At 44.1% G+C, this 19,126-nt stretch carries 17 protein-coding genes, 2 tRNA genes and 1 other RNA gene; 3 read left to right on the top strand and 17 right to left on the bottom strand.

Annotated features, from left to right (window positions below):
* Together pheA and H8Z79_RS07260 are read right to left on the bottom strand one after the other, a co-directional pair.
* On the bottom strand, window positions 1-1,152 hold the full coding sequence (pheA, locus tag H8Z79_RS07265) for a prephenate dehydratase (RefSeq protein ID WP_117942240.1): 1,152 nt from the start codon (window positions 1,150-1,152) through the stop codon (window positions 1-3).
* Window positions 1,149-2,447, bottom strand: coding sequence for a bifunctional folylpolyglutamate synthase/dihydrofolate synthase (locus H8Z79_RS07260; protein ID WP_187002757.1), 1,299 nt, complete (start codon window positions 2,445-2,447; stop codon window positions 1,149-1,151). The genes pheA and H8Z79_RS07260 overlap by 4 nt, the downstream gene beginning before the upstream one ends.
* A 129-nt stretch (window positions 2,448-2,576) precedes the next feature.
* Here H8Z79_RS07260 and H8Z79_RS07255 point away from each other — a divergent pair, with 129 nt between their 5' ends.
* From H8Z79_RS07255 to H8Z79_RS07245, 3 genes are all read left to right on the top strand, one after another.
* Complete coding sequence (locus H8Z79_RS07255; protein ID WP_015542992.1) at window positions 2,577-2,972, top strand: putative ABC transporter permease; 396 nt, start codon at window positions 2,577-2,579, stop codon at window positions 2,970-2,972.
* A 76-nt stretch (window positions 2,973-3,048) separates the two neighbouring features.
* Window positions 3,049-3,969, top strand: coding sequence for an aspartate carbamoyltransferase (pyrB, locus tag H8Z79_RS07250; RefSeq protein WP_015542993.1), 921 nt, complete (start codon window positions 3,049-3,051; stop codon window positions 3,967-3,969).
* On the top strand, window positions 3,969-4,406 hold the full coding sequence (locus H8Z79_RS07245) for an aspartate carbamoyltransferase regulatory subunit (protein ID WP_022214906.1): 438 nt from the start codon (window positions 3,969-3,971) through the stop codon (window positions 4,404-4,406). The genes pyrB and H8Z79_RS07245 overlap by 1 nt, the downstream gene beginning before the upstream one ends.
* A gap of 42 nt (window positions 4,407-4,448) precedes the next feature.
* Here the strand turns inward: H8Z79_RS07245 and rnpB are convergent.
* The 15 genes from rnpB to dxr all read right to left on the bottom strand — a co-directional run bounded on the left by rnpB (window position 4,449) and on the right by dxr (window position 19,106).
* An RNA gene (rnpB, locus tag H8Z79_RS07240) (RNase P RNA component class A) lies at window positions 4,449-4,799 on the bottom strand.
* Window positions 4,800-4,848: 49 nt separating this feature from the next.
* Complete coding sequence (locus H8Z79_RS07235) at window positions 4,849-5,211, bottom strand: Ig-like domain-containing protein (protein WP_187002756.1); 363 nt, start codon at window positions 5,209-5,211, stop codon at window positions 4,849-4,851.
* Window positions 5,208-5,801 carry a hypothetical protein gene (locus H8Z79_RS07230; protein WP_187002755.1) on the bottom strand — a complete coding sequence of 198 codons (594 nt, stop codon included), beginning with the start codon at window positions 5,799-5,801 and terminating at the stop codon, window positions 5,208-5,210. The genes H8Z79_RS07235 and H8Z79_RS07230 overlap by 4 nt, the downstream gene beginning before the upstream one ends.
* Window positions 5,802-6,246: 445 nt before the next feature.
* The gene (locus H8Z79_RS07225) at window positions 6,247-7,914 is read right to left on the bottom strand and encodes a nucleoside kinase (protein ID WP_187002754.1); all 1,668 of its coding nucleotides are present in this window, start codon (window positions 7,912-7,914) and stop codon (window positions 6,247-6,249) included.
* A gap of 35 nt (window positions 7,915-7,949) precedes the next feature.
* Complete coding sequence (locus tag H8Z79_RS07220; RefSeq protein ID WP_187002753.1) at window positions 7,950-8,732, bottom strand: Nif3-like dinuclear metal center hexameric protein; 783 nt, start codon at window positions 8,730-8,732, stop codon at window positions 7,950-7,952.
* Complete coding sequence (locus tag H8Z79_RS07215) at window positions 8,722-9,438, bottom strand: tRNA (adenine(22)-N(1))-methyltransferase (RefSeq protein WP_187002752.1); 717 nt, start codon at window positions 9,436-9,438, stop codon at window positions 8,722-8,724. The genes H8Z79_RS07220 and H8Z79_RS07215 overlap by 11 nt, the downstream gene beginning before the upstream one ends.
* Window positions 9,438-10,568 carry an RNA polymerase sigma factor RpoD gene (gene rpoD / locus H8Z79_RS07210; protein ID WP_015542998.1) on the bottom strand — a complete coding sequence of 377 codons (1,131 nt, stop codon included), beginning with the start codon at window positions 10,566-10,568 and terminating at the stop codon, window positions 9,438-9,440. Before rpoD ends, H8Z79_RS07215 begins: the two co-directional genes overlap by 1 nt.
* Before the next feature lie 39 nt (window positions 10,569-10,607).
* A complete protein-coding gene (dnaG, locus tag H8Z79_RS07205; protein WP_187002751.1) occupies window positions 10,608-12,410 on the bottom strand; it encodes a DNA primase in 1,803 nt (600 codons plus the stop codon).
* A gap of 19 nt (window positions 12,411-12,429) precedes the next feature.
* Window positions 12,430-13,437 (bottom strand): deoxyguanosinetriphosphate triphosphohydrolase, encoded by a 1,008-nt coding sequence (locus tag H8Z79_RS07200; protein ID WP_117943086.1) that lies wholly within the window; start codon window positions 13,435-13,437, stop codon window positions 12,430-12,432.
* A 204-nt stretch (window positions 13,438-13,641) separates the two neighbouring features.
* A tRNA-Leu gene (locus H8Z79_RS07195) sits at window positions 13,642-13,726 on the bottom strand.
* Between the two features lie 84 nt (window positions 13,727-13,810).
* Window positions 13,811-13,895 (bottom strand) — tRNA-Leu (locus tag H8Z79_RS07190).
* 104 nt (window positions 13,896-13,999) lie between these two features.
* Window positions 14,000-15,268 carry a peptidoglycan-binding protein gene (locus H8Z79_RS07185; RefSeq protein ID WP_225876935.1) on the bottom strand — a complete coding sequence of 423 codons (1,269 nt, stop codon included), beginning with the start codon at window positions 15,266-15,268 and terminating at the stop codon, window positions 14,000-14,002.
* Window positions 15,269-15,301: 33 nt separating this feature from the next.
* Window positions 15,302-16,561: a glycosyltransferase gene (locus tag H8Z79_RS07180; protein WP_182279225.1), complete on the bottom strand. Its 1,260-nt coding sequence runs from the start codon at window positions 16,559-16,561 to the stop codon at window positions 15,302-15,304.
* Window positions 16,562-16,672: 111 nt separating this feature from the next.
* A complete protein-coding gene (rseP, locus tag H8Z79_RS07175; protein ID WP_118039550.1) occupies window positions 16,673-17,962 on the bottom strand; it encodes an RIP metalloprotease RseP in 1,290 nt (429 codons plus the stop codon).
* 1 nt (window position 17,963) lies between these two features.
* Window positions 17,964-19,106 carry a 1-deoxy-D-xylulose-5-phosphate reductoisomerase gene (gene dxr / locus H8Z79_RS07170; RefSeq protein ID WP_015543002.1) on the bottom strand — a complete coding sequence of 381 codons (1,143 nt, stop codon included), beginning with the start codon at window positions 19,104-19,106 and terminating at the stop codon, window positions 17,964-17,966.
* Between the last annotated feature and the right edge of the window lie 20 nt (window positions 19,107-19,126).

The raw sequence follows: 19,126 nt of genomic DNA, 5'->3' as shown, positions 1-19,126 counted from the left end.
TTATTCTTCCTCCTGCTGTCCGTAATTTCCAAGTACTCTCATTCGATTTGCCTCTGCTTCAAGACCGCGGAGTGCATTTTTGACTGCCGGTTCTTCCAGATTACCTTCAAAATCTACAAAAAATCTGTATTCCCATTTCTTTCCGGTGATCGGGCGGGATTCGATCTTTGTCATGCTCAGTCCGTTATAAATAAAATGTGACAGCATATGATAAAGTGTTCCGCTCTCATGAGGCAGCTCGAAGCTTACGCTGATTTTGGCTGCGCTCTTTTCGTAAACCGGATGTGCACTTACAATAATAAATCTGGTGACATTTTCCTCATTATAGCAGATGTTTTCCGCCATAACAGAAAGTCCGTAAAGCTCTCCTGCTGCACGGCTTGCGATTGCCGCCTGTGTTCTGTCCAGTTCTTCATGGATTTTCTTTGCTGCACCTGCTGTATTTTCGGTCTTGACAGTTTTCCAGTCCGAATGACTTTCCAGATATTTTTTGCACTGCGCAAGTGCCTGCGGATGAGAATAAACGGTTTTGATCTCTTCAAGAGAAGTTCCCGGAATGCCGAGCAGTACATGTTCTACTTTCATCCCCTGCTCTCCGACAATATAGAGCTGATATTCTGTAAGCAGATCGTAGATATCTGTCACGATTCCCTCCGTCGAATTTTCAATCGGAAGCACTGCATAATCCGCCTTGCCGGAAGCAACTTCTTCCATCGCATCGCGGAATGTCTTTACGTGGTAGCTGTTGATCGCATCAGAAAAATATGCACGCATGGCGGCATAGCTGTATGCGCCCTCGACACCCTGAAATACTACATTGACTCCGGTCAGCGGCAGTGCATCGACCATCTTGTAGTCTTTGATGTCATTTTCGACACCATTTTTTGTCAGGAGCTGATACTGACGTTTGCGGCTGATCGCCATGATCTGCTGAAACAGTTCCTGTGCACCAAGTTCATTAAATTCACCATGCGCAGAATCCTTAAGAACCGTGATTTTGTCCTGTTCCCTTTTAGGATCCAGTACCTTCTTGCCTGTATGTATCTTGTATTCTGCAACATTTTCGCAGACTTTCATTCTTTTTTCAAAAAGCCGTAAGATTTCCTTATCAATGATATCTATTTCTTTACGGCATTCCTGTAAATCTGTCATAAGTTCTTTTCCTCCCGGTTTTTGACAATTGTTGTGATCTCTCCGATAAAAGAAAGAGATCCAAAGGAAAGGATGACATCCTCTCGGTCTGCCATGGTAAACACCTTATTTACCGCATCCTGTATATTCTCTGCTGCCTGTACATGTGGATTGCACTCCCGCACGGCTTCTGCCAGTTCCTGCGCCGGCAGTGCCCGTGGGTTATCCGGTGTCTCGATCGTAACGATCTGCTCTGCATAAGGACATAACTTCCGGATAATATAAGAATAATCTTTGTCGCGGAAAACGCCCATGATAAAGTACATATTCCGTCCTTTAAAATATTTGCGAACTGAATCTTCAAGCATATCTGCTGCTGCCGGATTGTGTGCCCCATCCACAATAAACAAAGGATCTCTGTGGATGATCGTCAGGCGTCCGTTCCATTTTGTCTCTCTAAGTCCCTTTTTACGCTGTTCGACAGTTGTCGGATAGCCTTTATGATTCAAAACCTCCAGTGCGTCCAGTGCAAGTGCTGCATTCTCTGTCTGATAGGATCCTGCCAGTGAAAGCTCATATGTTTCTCCCCGGTACTCCAGTGTCTGTCCGGCAAAGTCTTCCTTAACCGCTTTTGCAGAACTTAAATCTGTCTCGGTCAGATCTGCTCCTTTTTCCCGGCATACCTCCCGGATAACTTCCATCGTCTCCGGCCTCTGTCCGACCGTCACAACACTGCAGCCCGGTTTGATGATACCGGCCTTTTTCTGCGTGATCTCGGCAAGTGTATTTCCAAGAAAAGCCTGATGATCCATACTGATCGGAACCAGAACTGCAAGCACCGTATTTTTAATAATATTTGTCGCATCCAGATCACCGCCCATTCCGACTTCCAGAATGACAAGATCACATTTTTCTTCTGCAAAAAATAAAAATGCCACCGCCGTTTCTATTTCAAATGGGGTGGGATGTGCAAGACCTTCTTCTGTCATTTCTTCAATTGCTGCAGCAACCCTTGTGATATATCCGGCAAACGCTTCCCGGCTGACTGCCCTGCCATCCACTTCCATCTTCTCCCTGTAAGAATATACCGAAGGAGAAATATATCTTCCGACACGATATCCTGCATCTGAAAGAGTGGTATACAGATAAGCGATCACCGAACCCTTGCCGTTGGTTCCTGCCACGTGTACGTATTTTAACCGATCCTGGGGATTCCCAAGCCGGTTCATCAGTTCTTTTATATTTGTAAGATCCAGAGCGCCTCCCGCGTACTGATCCGCGTCTTTTACATACGCTCTGCTTTGCTGATAATCCATTTTGTGTACTCCTAATACTGATAATTGTTTATTACTAGTTAATATAGCATTTACGTATCTTTTTTTCAAGACCGGGACATACTAGAATCAAAGTTTTACAACAATTTTACATGATCAGGAGGGTCTGCCATGAATCAGAATCTCTCGAATTTTTTCCTCTGCGGATCTGCCGGATGGTGTCTCGAAATACTCTGGACCGGACTGCATTCTCTGCTCGCCGGTCAGCGCACCATGAACGGCAAAACTTCTCTTCTGATGTTTCCCATCTACGGCTGCGCAGCGGTTATCGCCCCTCTGTATGCCAGAATTTACACGTTTCCTTTTTTCTGCCGGGGACTGCTTTATATGTTCGGTTTTTATCTTGTGGAATTTGTCAGTGGAAGTATTCTGAAAGAGTTTGAAATGTGTCCATGGGACTACAGCGGTGCCGCATTTCAGTACCGCGGAATCATCCGTCTTGATTATGCTCCGCTGTGGTTTGCAGCCGGATTGATTTTTGAAAAAATCCTTACGAAAGCATCTTGAAAAAATGATTCCACTAGTATATGATTGTGCAAGAGAGAATTTTTACAATTTTCCGCACCAACAAGGGAGGTATTACATGAGACATTTAATGAGCCCGTTGGACCTCACAAAAGAAGAACTCGACGATCTTCTTACACTGGCCAGCGACATCGAAAAAAATCCAGTCAAATACGCGCATGTCTGCGATGATAAGCGACTTGCCACCTGTTTTTACGAACCAAGTACACGTACACGATTAAGTTTTGAAGCTGCTATGATGAACCTCGGCGGCAAGGTTTTAGGTTTCTCATCAGCCGGTTCCAGTTCCGCAGCCAAAGGCGAAAGCGTTGCCGATACAATTCGTGTTGTTTCCTGTTATGCAGATATCTGTGCTATGCGTCACCCGAAAGAAGGTGCTCCGCTGGTCGCTTCTATGGCATCTTCTATTCCTGTTATCAACGCCGGTGACGGTGGTCATCAGCATCCTACTCAGACACTCACCGATCTTCTTACTATTCGTTCCCTTAAAGGAAGACTTGACAATCTTACCATCGGTCTGTGCGGTGACCTGAAGTTCGGACGTACCGTTCATTCTCTGATCGAAGCTCTGGTACTTCGCTATTCAAATGTTAAATTTGTCCTGATCTCACCGGAGGAACTTCGCGTACCAAGCTATATCCGCGAAGATATCCTTGAGAAACACAATGTGGAATTCGAAGAAGTAGAACGTCTGGAAGATGCACTTCCGAAACTCGACATTCTCTACATGACACGTGTACAGAAAGAACGTTTCTTTAACGAAGAGGATTACGTACGCATGAAAGACTTCTACATACTGGACAAACAGAAAATGGAACTTGCTCCGAAGGACATGTACATTCTTCATCCTCTTCCGCGAGTAAATGAAATTGCCGTTGAAGTTGATGATGATCCGCGTGCCGCATATTTCAAGCAGGCACAGTACGGTGTCTATGTTCGTATGGCACTGATTCTCAGATTACTGGAGGTGGAAGTATAATGTTAAACGTTGGAGCACTTCACGAAGGTTTTGTCCTTGACCATATCAAGGCCGGCAAAGCCATGACAATCTATCATGACCTGAAACTTGACAAACTTGACTGCACAGTTGCAATCATCAAAAATGCAAAGAGCAACAAGATGGGTGTCAAAGATATCATCAAAGTAGAATGCCCGATTGAAAACCTTGATCTGGACATCCTCGGTTTCATCGATCACAACATTACCGTAAACATCATCAAAGATGAAAAGATCGTCGAAAAAAGGATCCTGAAACTTCCAAAACAGATAACAAACGTTATCAAATGTAAAAACCCTCGCTGCATCACTTCGATCGAGCAGGGGCTGGATCATGTATTCATCCTTGCTGATCCTGAAAAAGAAGTATACCGCTGCAAATACTGCGAAGAGAAATACAGAGGCAAACGTAATAAATAATTACATAACAAAAAAGAAACGTCGTAATGACGTTTCTTTTTTGTTGCAAGCAGGCCGATAAGCCGGGTTATGTCGTTGAGTGATCATCTGTCTAGGCCATCCGTTGCCAGATGGCTCAAGCGACCTACCTGAAAGCACGACGGGCAGCCGTATCGCTTTCGTTTCGGTCTTGCTTCGAATGGAGTTTACATGTGCCCGTTCTGTTACCACAACGGCGGTAGTCTCTTACACTGCCTTTCCACCCTTACCTTCACGAAGAAGGCGGTTTATTTCTGTTGCACTGGTCTGGGAGTCACCTCCACCGGACGTTATCCGGCATCCTGCCCTGTGAAGCCCGGACTTTCCTCGTCTGTACCCTTTCGTCTGTACAGCCGCGATCACCTGGCCTGCTTGCGCAAATGCTATTCTAACACAAATATACCATTAAAGTAAAGATTTAATTTCAACGCACGGTAATTTTGCATTTTACTTTAATCTTTCCGGATTTTACAGTTATAACTGCAGTTCCTTTCTTCTTCGCTGTAACCTTTCCCTTAGAGGTGACAGTTGCCACTTTTTTGTTTGATGAGGTAAAGGTTATCTTCTCCACTGATGTAATTGGCAGAATCTGTGGAACCAGCGTACAGGATTTCTTCTTCCGAAGCCTTATTTTCTTTTGGATTCCCTGTATTTTTGTTGTCTTTACCGGTGTCTTCTGAAGCTTTACAGCGATCTGTTTTTGCAGTCCACTTTGAAGCTTAACAGAAATCTTAGCATTTCCGGTTTTCTTACCTGCCCGAATCTTTCCTGAAGAATTTACTGTCACGATTTTATTATTGCCGGATGTCCATGACGCAATTCTGTCCCCTTTTGCAAGCCCGGTAACTTTACCTTTGTTGTGCTCTGTCCCGTTTTCAGAACGATACTGGATACATTTACCTTCATTTTCGGACTCAGTTTTGCAAGCTGCTTTGATTCTGTCTTGCCGCAGACTGTACATTTTCGTTCTGCCCTTCCATATACCAGCGCCGTAGGCTCTTTGACTGTCTTCATAGGCCCATTCCACCTGTGAGCTTCGATCACATAGGAAATCTCTTTTGTTCCAAAGAATTTTCCAATGCCGGTAATCACTGCTGTTGCTGTTCCGATATTAACATTATTCTTCCATGATACCGTGTAATCTGCATTTTCCGTAAGCAGCTCATCCTGATATTTCACAGTAAATGTTGGTTTTATTTCCGTTCCGTTATAACAGCTTGCCGGAATATCACTGATCCGGGCATCTTTGATATCCTGCCGGAAAACAGCATAAAACTCCTTATCATCATTAAGAATCTGGTCGTCTTCTGCTTCTTTCCCGTCACAGAACCATCCGGCGAATTTACCATCACCCTGTGGAGCCTGAGGCAGTTCCAATGCTTCACCTGCCTGATAGATATTTTCTTCAAGCAGCTCTCCTTCTGAGTCGTATAAAGATTTTCAGAAACCGCAAGATCTGTAAGGCCTACTGTTATTTCAGCTGAATTATTATCATCCGACAGCTCTGCAACCTTCTCACCGTCTTTCATCTCCCATATCTGAATATTCAGTTTTCTGGAAGAAATATTCTCCGGAATCATAATGCATAACAGAATCCAAACAGGTAAGACAGGGACACACTTATTCCGATGAAAAGTGCCTGAGTTTTAACTTTTTAAAAACACATTTTCCAAGTCTCAAAGATGTCTTATTAAAGTACGTCATTTTTAGAAAATATCAGAAGAAATCTAATAAACAATCCCCAAAACGGCATAAATGAAGCTGCCGCTTCACGAAATTTTATTCGTTAAAGCGACAGCCCCTTCCTAAAAAAATCAACTTATTATACATCAAAGCAACTTCCGCCAACGAATTCTCTCAGCAGAGAATTATGAGGAATATCTTCGCTTGGAACGGAGATAAAATAATCCAAAAATTTCAACAGACGCTTCGCTTCCAGATATTCCGGTTCGCTCTTGTCAATTCCAAACAGAAGCGGTTCGGCATATACTTTCAGGCAGGCAAGTTCATATACAAGCGCTGAGTTAAACATCACATCTGCCTCTTCCTGATACGGAAAAATATTTGCCTCTTCTCCTCTTCTGACAGAAGGCCATCTTGCGATCGTCTCCTTTGCTGAAGTGCCTCTCGTACGTGCATCACGTACAATTCTGCGGATCAGACGTCCATCCGTTGTCGGAATACGATTATGCTCATCAATATTTAACTGCGTCAGTGCGCTGATATAGATTTTGAATTTACTTTCTGCCGGCAGTGCATAACTGAGTTTATCATTCAGTCCGTGAATTCCCTCGATCACCAGTACATCATCCTTTCCAAGCTTCAGGAAATCACCTTTGTACTCTCTCAGTCCTGTCTTAAAATTAAATACCGGGAGTTCCACACGCTCTCCATTAAGAAGTGCCAGCATGTCTTTATTGAACTGCTCCACATCAATTGCTTCGAGGCATTCATAATTTTTTTCACCGAATTCATCAAACGGAGTGTCTTCACGGTTTTTAAAATAATTGTCCACACCGATAGGGTGCGGTTTCATGCCATGTGCAGTAAGCTGAATGGAAAGTCTGTGCGAAAACGAGGTCTTTCCTGATGAAGACGGACCTGCGATCATGATAAACTTCTTATTTCCTTCTGATACGATCCGCTGTGCGATATCAGAAATTTTCGCTTCCTGCAAAGCTTCCTGTACAAGCAGAATATTGCTGATTCCTTCTTTCGTAATTCGGTCATTCAGATCGCCGACATACGAAATATCCATCTTTTCTGCCCATTCCTGCGATTCTTTCTGCACATGAAAAATTTTATCCTGCGGATGGAACGGCGGAATCACGGACGGGTTCTTCCGCTCCGGAAGTTCCAGAACAAATCCCTCATCATACAGTTTCAGGTCAAAATACTGTACATATCCTGCATGGTCTGCCATATAGCCATAAAAATAATCATCATAGTAACCGATATTGTAGATGTTTACCTTTGAGACACGGCGGAACCGGAACAATTTTTCCTTATCATACATCCGATGCTTATGAAAAAGTGCTACTGCCTCATCTGTATTGACAGAACGTTTCCCGATCGGAGTACATTCGTCCGCCAGTTTGTGCATCTGTACCTTTACTTTATCAAGAAAATCCTGATCAAGAGCTGCTTTTCCTTCCATTGTAAAATAGTAACCATTTCCCACAGAATAGTGGATCATTACTTTATCAACGTTTTCCCTGCCTGCCACATCATATATTGCACGCAGGAGCACGAGACACACGCTTCGCTTATAAGTTTCAAAACCGATATGGTCTTTCGTTGTCACAAATTCCAGTGTACAGTCCGATTTCAGTCTCTTCTGAAGTTCACGAAGTTTTCCGTTTACCATCACGAGGATGACCGGAGTTTCCGTGTGTATACCGATCTCGTCAACAATTTCTCTGTACGTGGTTCCTTCCGGATACATCCTTGTCTCTCCGGCGATCACGACCTTAAACATCTTTTTATCCATAAAACAGACCTCCTGTTCACGGCATCTTTTATTTATTATAATATCATATACGGACTCTGCACCTTTGCACATGTGATCTGAAGATTCGGATACTGTTCTTTCAGAACGTTCTCCATCGCTTTCATAAAAATATATTCTGTACCGTAATGACCGGCATCTACGATAGTCAATCCCTGTGCTACCGCATCAATTCCTGTATGATGATCAATGTCTCCTGTGACATAAACCTGCGCACCCTTTGCAAGAACATCCGAAATCATACTCTTGCCGCTTCCGGTACAGATGGCAGCCTTTTCGACCTGTGTATCCGGATCTCCGTAAATCTTTACATCATTTAAAGACAATGCATTTTTAACAAATTCTCCGCATTCTTTTAATGACATCTTGCGAGGCAGCTCTCCTACACGGCCAAATCCATCCTGACCATCCTGCGTCTCCGCGGTAACGGAAAGAACTTCTCTGTCTGTCAGCTGCAGATAATCTGCACTCAGCTCAGCCATTCCAAGTATGTCATAGTTAGTATGCATTGCATAATACTGAATATTATGCTTTATAAGAGAAAGAATCCTGCGTCCTGTAAATGTATGATTATTGATTTTTTTCTGTCCTTCAAAGATCATCGGATGATGAGTAATGATCATATCCGCTCCGGCATCTATTGCCTGCGCAAGTGTCGACTCCGTAAGGTCAAGCGCCAGAAATACATGACTGACCTCTTCTTCATCATCTCCGACCAGAAGTCCTACATTATCCCAGTGCTCTGCTGCGGATGACGGATATCTGCCATCCAGCCAGCCGGTCAGTTCTTTAACTTTCATATCGTTTTAAAGCAGTCAGAATCAACTGCTTTTCCTCCTCTACTTCCATTCTGCGCTTCTTCACTGCATCACCGGAAGCCGACTCCAGCTGTGCCGAAATCTCACTTCGGATGCGTAGTTCACGCTCCAGATATAATTTCAGTACCGGATGTTTTCTCTCAAGAAGCAGGCGTCCAAACATTTCTTCCGCTCGACTCCATACAGCAGGCCGTTCTCCTTCATACGGAACCGCTTTCATGATCGGATAAAACTTACCGTCTTCAAGAATCATCTCTTCCTGAATGATCTGATAACCGTTCTGCATAACAAAACGTCTGAAGTGGGGAATATCCGACTGTGGCTGCAGAATCAGCTCCTGAAATCCCGGCAATGCATGTCTGCCTTCACTTAAGATTCGCTCCATCAGTGGTCCGCCCATTCCCGCGATCACAAGGGTGTCTCCCTCACCTGGCCGGATTTCGGACAAACCGTTGCACAATCTCGTTTCTATGTATGCTTCCATATGATACTGTGCGATGTGTTCCTGCGCTCTTGCCAGAGGACCTTTGCCCACATCTGTGGCAATTGCTCTAGGAATCTTATGCTGAAGCATCAGGTACACCGGCAGATATCCATGATCACACCCCACATCAACCAGCCGGTTTCCTTCTGTTACCATTTCCGCGATCGCTGTCAACCGCTCTGACAGCTGCACCTTGCCTGCCATCAATCCAGATAATCCTTAAGTTTACGGCTGCGGCTCGGATGGCGGAGTTTACGGAGTGCTTTTGCCTCAATCTGACGGATACGTTCTCTGGTAACGTTAAATTCTTTTCCAACTTCTTCCAGGGTACGTGCACGTCCGTCGTCCAGTCCAAAACGAAGGCGCAGTACTTTCTGTTCTCTCTCTGTCAGTGTACCCAGTACCTCTATCAGCTGCTCTTTCAGAAGTGTAAATGCAGCTGCATCTGCCGGTACCGGTACATTATCATCCTGAATGAAATCCCCAAGATGGCTGTCTTCCTCTTCGCCGATAGGCGTTTCCAGAGATACCGGTTCCTGAGAGATCTTGAGAATCTCACGCACACGCTCTACCGGCATCTTCATTTCTTCTGCGATTTCTTCCGGAGTAGGTTCACGTCCGAGTTCCTGCAGTAACTGACGGGAAACACGAATCAGTTTGTTGATCGTCTCTACCATATGAACCGGAATACGGATGGTTCTCGCCTGATCGGCGATTGCTCTTGTGATTGCCTGACGAATCCACCATGTCGCATAGGTACTGAATTTGTAACCTTTACGATAATCAAATTTCTCAACGGCTTTAATCAGACCAAGGTTACCTTCCTGAATCAGATCCAGGAACAGCATACCACGTCCTACGTATCTTTTGGCAATGCTGACTACCAGACGGAGGTTGGCCTCTGCCAGACGTTTCTTTGCCTCCTCATCACCCTGTTCCATACGTTTTGCAAGCTCAATTTCTTCGTCTGCCGTAAGAAGGCTTACCTTACCGATCTCTTTCAGATACATACGAACCGGATCTTCAATGCTGACACCTTCCGGAACAGAAAGATCAATCTTGTCAAGTTCGATTTCTTCCTCGTCATCCATCTTTTCGATGTCGGCATCGTCGTCCACATCAAGTATCAGTTCTTCATCATTTCCTGAAATACGAAGCACATCCACTCCACTGGCTTCCAGAAAATCCAGAACCTTTTCCATCTGCTCGACTTCCAGCGGCTGATCTTTAAAGAAATCACTGATTTCCTGATATTCCAGTACATTTTTCTTCTTTTTTGCAAGCTCCAGAAGTTCTACCAGTTTCTCGCTGAATTTGCCCATATTCATTTCCATAGGTGCTCATTCCCTCCATATAGTGTTTATATTTTAACCTTATTCAAAAGAAATATGCAGTTCCTGACGTTTTCGTCCAAGTTCTTCCAATTCTTTTTTCTCTTTGAGGATCTGCTGCAGTCCCACCATATCTGTCGGATCCAGATTACGGTTTTTTTCTGCAAGGCTTTCTGCCTTGATACGAAGAAGCGTATCTGCAAAAGCCCGATCCTGTTCCTGCTGTGTCTCCAGATGGATCGTCGCATTAAAAAGTGATGCGACTTCCCGCTGCTCTTCACTGTCCGTAAAGCTGTTCAGAAGCTTGGCAGGATTGACCTGACCTTCTTCCTCTCTCTGACGAAACAGCATCTGTGCCACTTCCTTATACAGCGGAACGATAAAATCCTCTGCATTCAGATACTGTGCCACTTTATCGAAAATTCCCGGATAAGTAACCAGCCATGTCAGCATCAGTTTCTGTGCCTGATCCGAAGCGGATTCTTTTTTCTTTTTATTCTGTCCGCCACTGGTCTTTGGCTGTGTTCTGTTTTCCGCCGGAGTTCCCTTCAGTGCCAGTGTATTGACCCTTTTTCTTAAATCCTCGACACTGACACCATACTGTCCCCTGTATTTCTTAACGATTGCCTCAATATAGAGGTTACGTTCCAGTTCATCTTTTAATTCGAGCAACAGCTCTGCACACCGTTCGAAGAAACGATTCTGCCCCTGCGGCTCATCCATCGAAAATTCTGATTCTGCAATACTCACACGGAACATAAAACTGTCAGATGCCTGTCTGAGACGTTCTTCGAAAGCTTCTGCTCCCATGTTTTTGATAAATTCATCCGGGTCTTTGTATGGTTTCAGATTCACGACTCTCGAGTTGACTCCGGCATCCCGAAGGATCGGAATTCCTCGAAGAGCCGCCCGGATTCCCGCCTCATCACTGTCATACAGAAGAAGAACTTCCTGTGTATAACGTTTCAGAAGGCTGGCATGACCGGATGTCAACGCTGTTCCGAGCGATGCCACCGCATTCGTAAATCCTGCCTGATGCATGGAGATCACATCCATGTAGCCTTCACAGAGGATCAGATACTTTTTCCTCGTTGTCCTTGCAATATTCAGTCCGTAAAGATTTCGGCTCTTATCAAAGATTTTGGTTTCCGGTGAGTTCAGGTATTTCGGTTTGCCGTCACCCATCACTCGTCCGCCAAAACCGATCACACGGTTGTTCACATCCATAATTGGAAAAATCACACGATTCCAGAACTTGTCGTACATTCCATGGCGTTCATCAACATTAAAAAGTCCGGATTCCCGAAGTCTCTCATCACTGTATCCCTTTGATTTCAGGAATTTGTAAAGTCCGCCGCCAAACTTATCAGAATAACCAAGTCCAAACTTACGCATTGTTTCTTCGCTCAGCCCTCTGCCGGAAAGATACTGATATCCGATCTTTCCGCCCTCGGTACGGAGCTGATAATAGTAATACTGTGCAGCCTGCTTATTGATTTCAAGCAGTTCCGCTCTTTGCTCTGCTTTCTCTCTGACTTCTCTGGAATACTCGATCTTCGGAAGCTCTACTCCGGCTCTGTCTGCCAGATGTTTCAGTGCTTCACCGAATGTATAATTCTCGTATTCCATAATAAAATTGTATACATTTCCTCCTGCGCCACATCCGAAACAGTAATACATCTGTTTGCCCGGTGTCACAGAAAACGAAGGAGTCTTTTCATTATGAAACGGACAGAGTCCAAAATATGTACTGCCCCTTCTTGTTAATCTGACGTATTGCGATACTACATCTACAATATCATTTTTCTGTCGCACTTCTTCAATGATATCGTCCGAATAACGCATACTCATCCTCCTCTGCCATTTAATAGACCTCCCAGGACTTTGGTATGAAGATCTTCCGGAATTTCGCCATGGAATACTGGTCCGTCATACCTGACAGATAATCACACACAACCTGCGCTTTCGATTCTCCCCTCTTCATCAGAAGGCGGTATTCCTCAGACATCTCTTCCGGATTTTCTGTATAATATACATAAAGCTTTTTCAGCATTTTGATTGCTTTTAATTCTTCTTCTTTTGCTCCAGGATGTGTATATACATTCTGAAACATGATTCCACGAAGATCCATAAGTGCCTCATAAATCTCCGAAGACATCTCTATATGATCTTTTTCAAGACTGTTTTCGATAATATCATGAACAAAGGTATTCAGTCTCTCACGCGTCGTGTATCCCAGAAGCATCCGGAGCGTGACCGGTATATCATCTTCCGTGATAACGCCTGCCCGCTGTGCATCATCCATATCATGATGAATATATGCAAGTTTGTCAGAAAAACGCACAACCTGACCTTCCAGAGTTGTCGGTGAGCCACTGATCCTGTGATTCAGGATTCCGTCTCTTACTTCCCATGTAAGATTCAGACCTTCACCGCTTTTTTCGAGGATCTGGACTACCCTGATACTCTGCTGATAATGTGTAAAACCACCCGGATGGATTTCATCCAGCGCCCGTTCACCTGCATGTCCGAAAGGTGTATGTCCCAGATCATGTCCGAGCGCAATTGCCTCAACCAGATCTTCGTTCAATCGCAATGCCTTCGCAATCGTACGCGCAATCTGAGAAACTTCCAGCGTATGCGTCAGGCGGTTTCTGTAATGATCTCCCTGCGGTGCAAGAAAAACCTGCGTCTTATCTTTCATCCGCCGGAATGCCTTGCAATGCAATATCCGGTCACGGTCTCTCTGATAAACCGTACGTACATCACACTCTTCCTCTATCCGCTCTCTGCCCCGTGAATGGCCGCTATGTGCAGCATAGGGACTGAGAAGCTCAAGTTCTCTCTGTTCCATGTTTTCTCGAATATTCATAGGCATGTCCTCCACAGGCTCCATAGACTGACAAAATACCTCTTATTAATTATATTCTGCACAAAGTCTCAAATTCCTCTTTTTTTCAAAAAAATCATTCAGATTAAATATTTCGACATCTGAATAACTGATTTCGCGTCAAAAAAGAGTCTCCGGCGTCTGTTTTGCCAAAAGAAAAAGCCCTTGAAAATCAAGGGCTTCTTATGCGGAAGATGGGACTTGAACCCACACGAGCGCAATGCTCACAAGATCCTTAGTCTTGCTCGTCTGCCAGTTCCGACACTTCCGCATATCGCATTTCACGGATAACTTATTCGCGACAACAGATATTATACAAAAAGTTCTGAACAATGTCAACGTCTTTTTTGTATTATGCGGAAGATGGGACTTGAACCCACACGAGCGCAATGCTCACAAGATCCTTAGTCTTGCTCGTCTGCCAGTTCCGACACTTCCGCATATTCTGTTTCGCAGGATTGTTTCCTCGCGACAAGTGATAGAATACCAGAGATATGACATAAAGTCAACACTTTTTTATAAATTTTTTTATTTTTTTGTATTTTTAGTTCAATTCCGCAATTCTGCTGACCGCAACATAGATTTCCTGTATCTTATACCATGTCGGATAATCCGTGATTCCCGTTTCCGGAAGCCCGAACACATTCTGGAATTTACGCACGGACGCGCTGGTCTGTTCCCCGTAAATCCCATCCGCATTTACTTTCGGAATTGCCGGATAAGCGTCTGCGATCACATTAAGCTGTTCCTGAATCTGGAGCACTTTTTCTCCTGTCGCACCGATATTCAGATCATATCCCGGCCATGAGGATGGAATACCTGAAATTTCTTCTGCTACATTGATATACATGTCATTTCCATAAAAATATCTGAGGATCTCAATCGGTGAATATCCCTGATCTCCCAGTGACTTGCTGCCCCACTGTGTCATCCAGCCACGATTTCTGCACTGTACCCGATGCCCGTCACAGTACTGTGTAAGAATCGGCTGGCGCACATCCGGCCTGGAGAGATAATTTTCAAAAAGTTCATCCGTAATTCGGGAAATACTGTCAAATACATTTCTTCCCCGGATCCACTTGTGGTCATACGCTGTGGAGGATGTGATCGTAAAATCTTTGCCCTTATTCCGATACCATTCCGTATAAACACGGTTCAATGTAAAAGACATGATTGCAAGGATATTTGCACGGATCGTATCATCCGGCCAGGTCGCATAGATTTCACTGCTCGCAACATTTTTTATATAGTCTCGATACCGTTCGTAATAGTTCGGTGCTGTCGTATCATTTACCGAACCGTCATGTACAACAATGTATTCCGGTATTACCACTCTGCTGAGAACAATTTCCCCGCTCTCATCAATCGGTTTGATCTCTGCCTCCTCGATCTTTGGCGGATATTCTGCAAACAGTGTATGTGGTCCGATCACAAGCCGTTCAAACGATGTCTCTGCCCGAAATGCCATTTTTACCGACTGCTGCGCCTGTACTCCCGGAAGCACCTGCGTACCGGCAATCTCTGTATTTTCGAACCCCTCCGCCTCTACCTGTACCGTATATTCCGCATACGGCTGTTCTTCTACCGGCTCCATACTGTACTCCAGCGGCGGTGTTTTCAGATCCAGTACAGGTGTCTGCCCTGATGAATCCGTCCGCACTTCCTCCACCGTCTGTCCGCTCTCTCCCGTGTAAGATATTCGCACCAGCGCATCTTCCACCGGACGTGTACCATCTTCTGTAAATACACTAACTTTCAGCGTTCCATCGTCCACCTGCTCCTGCTGCGCCCGAACTTTTCTGTAAAAATCCATTTATTTCTCCTGACAAAGGTCTCTCAGGATAGTTTATGCAACACCATTGGAAAACTTTCTTAAAATAGTTTTCAACTTTCTTACCGGACAGGTTATCGCGCGTCCAATCTTCCATGAAGTAGATTCTTTCATCTCTTTAATCTTTTTATTCGCTTTTTTAAGATCTTTATTGGTTTCTTTTATTTTTTTCTGGAGGTCTTTTTTTATTTTTTCATTTCTCTCCTGCTCTTGTTTCCTGTCTGCTTCCAGCTTTGTAAGCTGCTGTTCTAAGTTCAGTATCCTGATTTCCTGTTTCTGACGTACTTCCTTATTTTCTCTGTTCACACGCTCCAGAAACTTGCTTTTGGCATCCATTCTGTCTTCTGCCTCAATTTCCCTGCGAATAAGTGTATCAAAATAGAATTTCTGTTCTTCTGTCAAGCGCTCTTCTAAACTCTTTTTTTCCTCCTCATCCAGCAGACGATAGGTTCTTTTTATATCCCTCCGTGCAATATCCAGCGGAAAACCCATATCCATATTCGGTGATTTCACATCCCTATAATCTGCAATAAGATAAAGATCCTGAACAAAATTCACAAGATAACCTTCTACATTTTTATGTGTTACTTTCTGTGTCATGATTGAATTTTCACGAATTCTTCTCTCAAACAAAACATCTTTAACCGCGGTTGTTCTGTCTGTCAGATACATACACATAAATGTTACATAATTATCTTCATGGAGCTGTCCTTCTGTATAGTAAACATTATTATCCTGCAAAAACTTTCGTCTGTAAATTCTGGTTGACTGTTGAACTGCCCATTCTCCATTTCTCTGCAATTCAGCCATCAGTTCTGTTCCCTTCATTATACGAGGATACTCATGCTCTATTCGATAACTTTTTTCATAATATGAATATTTCTTATAAAACTCTTCTGTTTCAAAAAAACTTTTGCCAGCTCCTATCAATATGTCTAACTGATCTTCCTGCATTTTCTCGCAGCACTTTTCCAGAATTGCAACATCTTTTACTTTATCGTCACTATCCAGAAAATAGATAAATTTTCCCTTCGCAATATGCAGACCCTGATTCCTTGCCACTGAAACACCTTTGTTTTCCTGATTTATAACAATAACCCGGGCATCTTTTTGTTTCCACTGCTCAAGTATATCTAAAGTACCATCCGTCGACCCGTCATTCACACAGATCACTTCTATATCGGCATCTCGATCATTGCATACAGATTCCAGACATTCCTCAATATATTTTTCCACATTGTAACAAGGTATAATAATGCTTAATGTCTTATCCAACTTTATCTCCTGCCTTTCTCTCAATATTCTATCATTCGTTTTCTTATTTCGAAAAAGAGTGTGAAACTATTCCACAATATTCACACTCTTTTTTAACCAGCTTATCCAATTTTAAAATATTTTCAAAATATCATTATACATGACAACAACCATCAGTGCCATCAGAAGCATCAGCCCCGCCAAGTGAATCCTGCCCTCGATTTCACGGTTGACCGGTTTTCTCCTGATTGCCTCAATGACCAGAAATACCAGTCGGCCGCCGTCAAGTGCCGGAAGCGGAAGCAGATTCATTACACCAAGGTTCGCAGAAAGAAGCACTGCCATATTCAGCATATTCATCCAGAGCATCAGTGCTCCTTCACTCTTACTCTGCTCATATGTCGTTCCGATAGCATCTACAACTCCTACCGGGCCGCTTAAGTTCTGGAATCCAAGCTGTCCTGTCACCAGTTCTTTCAGGCTGAGGAGGGTCGTTCTGACCATATATTTAATCTCCAGTGCTCCGTATTTCAGCACCTGCAGCCCGGAGGTCTTTGTATATCCCAGATTATAAGAAAATCCAAGCTGCGGTGTCCGGTACTCTCTCGGTGTAATCGTAGCTGTATAATCCAGTCCGTCGCGATCATAAGTGATTTCTACCGGCTCATTAGACAACGGATGCTCTTCCAGATATGCATCATACGCTTCTCCATCCGCAATCTCCGTACCATTGATCGCCGTGATCGTATCTCCAGCCTGAAGTCCTGCCTCCTGAAGCGGCATACCATCAATCAGAGACTCTACCGTCATGGACGATGCATCCGAACGGTTAAACCCAAGAAGATACCGTACTGAAACATCCGGTGTATAGGTGATCGTCCTGGTCTCTCCGTCATGTTTCACCTTCATTATGACTGTATCACCTTCTTTAAGGTCATTCAGATACATATAAACATACAGATCTTTTGCCAGATCTACATGATAACCATTGTATTCGGTAATTACATCACCCTTTTCAAGGCCTGCCTCTGCTACCGGTGATCCGCTATCCACTTCAACGACCTCTGCCGGATCATAACCAACAAAACCTACAATGATCACTGCCAGTACAAATGCCAGAATAAAATTAAACACCGGGCCTGCCGCAACAACAGAGATTCGTCCTCCTACCGACGCTGCATTAAAAGAACCCGGGAGATCTTCCTCATCTGTGTCCTCACCGACCATTGCACAGGAGCCACCGATCGGAAGCAATTTCAGAGAATAACGAGTTTCCCCCTTCTGGAAACTGAAAAGTCTCGGTCCCATCCCCAGAGAAAACTCTGTAACCCCGATGCCATTTAATTTTGCAAACAAAAAATGTCCAAATTCATGAAAAAGAATGATTGCGCTGAAAATGATTACAGCAATCAGTATCTTCAAATTACCACCTGCTTTCGATCCATTGATAAGTTTCACTCTCTACTGCAAGAATTTCTTCAAGATTCGGATTCTCAATCACTTTATGTTGCTCCATCGACTGTGCGATAATATCATAAATATCAAGAAAACCGATCTTTTGACGAAGGAATTTGCTTACTGCCAGTTCATTTGCCGCATTAAAGACCGTTGGCATCGAACCACCTGCTCTGGATGCCTGCATTGCCATCGGAAGTCCCAGAAACGTCTCCATATCCGGTTCTTCAAATGTAATCTGTTTAAGTGAAGCAAAATCCAGACGGTCTCCTCCGAGGTATCTTCTGTGCGGATAATATAACGCATACTGTATTGGCAGACGCATATCCGGAGTTCCAAGCTGCGCAATAATTCCTCCATCCTTAAATTCTACCATGGAGTGAATCACACTCTGCGGCTGGACAACTACCTGAATATGATTCAGGTCCACATCAAACAGCCACCTTGCTTCCATAACTTCCAGACCTTTATTGACCAGTGTCGCAGAATCTACGGTAATCTTCTGTCCCATCACCCAGTTTGGATGTTTCAGAGTATCAGCAAGCGTAACTGTTTCCAAATCTTTACGCTTTCTTCCACGGAAAGGTCCTCCCGATGCAGTGATCAGCAGTTTATGTATCTCCGAACGGTGTTCTCCATTCAACGACTGAAAGATCGCACTGTGCTCACTGTCCACAGGCAGAATCTGCACACCATATTCTTTTGCCATAGGCATAATCAAATGACCGGCTGTCACAAGTGTCTCTTTATTTGCAAGCGCGATGTCCTTACCTGCACGGATGGCTTCGATCGTCGGACGAATTCCAAGCATACCCACAATTGCTGTAACAAGAATTTCTGTCTCCGGCATAGCAGCCAGTTCCAAAAGCCCGTCCATTCCGGAAACAACTTTTGTATCTGTATCTTTAATCTTATCCGCAAGATCTTTCGCTGCGTTTTCGTCCCATACAGCAACAAGACGTGGTGAAAACTCCCGAACCTGTTCTTCCAGTTTCCGGATGTTTCTTCCGGCACTGATGCCCAGCACTTCGATATCTCCATTGGCCCGGACTACATCCAGCGTCTGTGTTCCGATCGAGCCCGTAGATCCTAAAATCGCAATTTTTTTCATGCTTTTCTCCTTTTGCAACA

Origin of the sequence: Blautia intestinalis (genome assembly GCF_014297355.1) — a bacterium.
Classification (GTDB): domain Bacteria; phylum Bacillota; class Clostridia; order Lachnospirales; family Lachnospiraceae; genus Blautia_A; species Blautia_A intestinalis.
This window is presented reverse-complemented; position numbering and strand designations above follow the sequence as displayed.

What these genes read in the sequence shown, in the direction of transcription:
- pheA (WP_117942240.1), bottom strand. Translation starts at nt 1,152, where the DNA reads ATGACAGATTTACAGGAATGCCGTAAAGAAATAGATATCATTGATAAG.
- H8Z79_RS07260 (WP_187002757.1), bottom strand. Translation starts at nt 2,447, where the DNA reads ATGGATTATCAGCAAAGCAGAGCGTATGTAAAAGACGCGGATCAGTAC.
- H8Z79_RS07255 (WP_015542992.1), top strand. Translation starts at nt 2,577, where the DNA reads ATGAATCAGAATCTCTCGAATTTTTTCCTCTGCGGATCTGCCGGATGG.
- pyrB (WP_015542993.1), top strand. Translation starts at nt 3,049, where the DNA reads ATGAGACATTTAATGAGCCCGTTGGACCTCACAAAAGAAGAACTCGAC.
- H8Z79_RS07245 (WP_022214906.1), top strand. Translation starts at nt 3,969, where the DNA reads ATGTTAAACGTTGGAGCACTTCACGAAGGTTTTGTCCTTGACCATATC.
- H8Z79_RS07225 (WP_187002754.1), bottom strand. Translation starts at nt 7,914, where the DNA reads ATGGATAAAAAGATGTTTAAGGTCGTGATCGCCGGAGAGACAAGGATG.
- H8Z79_RS07220 (WP_187002753.1), bottom strand. Translation starts at nt 8,732, where the DNA reads ATGAAAGTTAAAGAACTGACCGGCTGGCTGGATGGCAGATATCCGTCA.
- H8Z79_RS07215 (WP_187002752.1), bottom strand. Translation starts at nt 9,438, where the DNA reads ATGGCAGGCAAGGTGCAGCTGTCAGAGCGGTTGACAGCGATCGCGGAA.
- rpoD (WP_015542998.1), bottom strand. Translation starts at nt 10,568, where the DNA reads ATGGAAATGAATATGGGCAAATTCAGCGAGAAACTGGTAGAACTTCTG.
- dnaG (WP_187002751.1), bottom strand. Translation starts at nt 12,410, where the DNA reads ATGCGTTATTCGGACGATATCATTGAAGAAGTGCGACAGAAAAATGAT.
- H8Z79_RS07200 (WP_117943086.1), bottom strand. Translation starts at nt 13,437, where the DNA reads ATGAATATTCGAGAAAACATGGAACAGAGAGAACTTGAGCTTCTCAGT.
- H8Z79_RS07185 (WP_225876935.1), bottom strand. Translation starts at nt 15,268, where the DNA reads ATGGATTTTTACAGAAAAGTTCGGGCGCAGCAGGAGCAGGTGGACGAT.
- dxr (WP_015543002.1), bottom strand. Translation starts at nt 19,106, where the DNA reads ATGAAAAAAATTGCGATTTTAGGATCTACGGGCTCGATCGGAACACAG.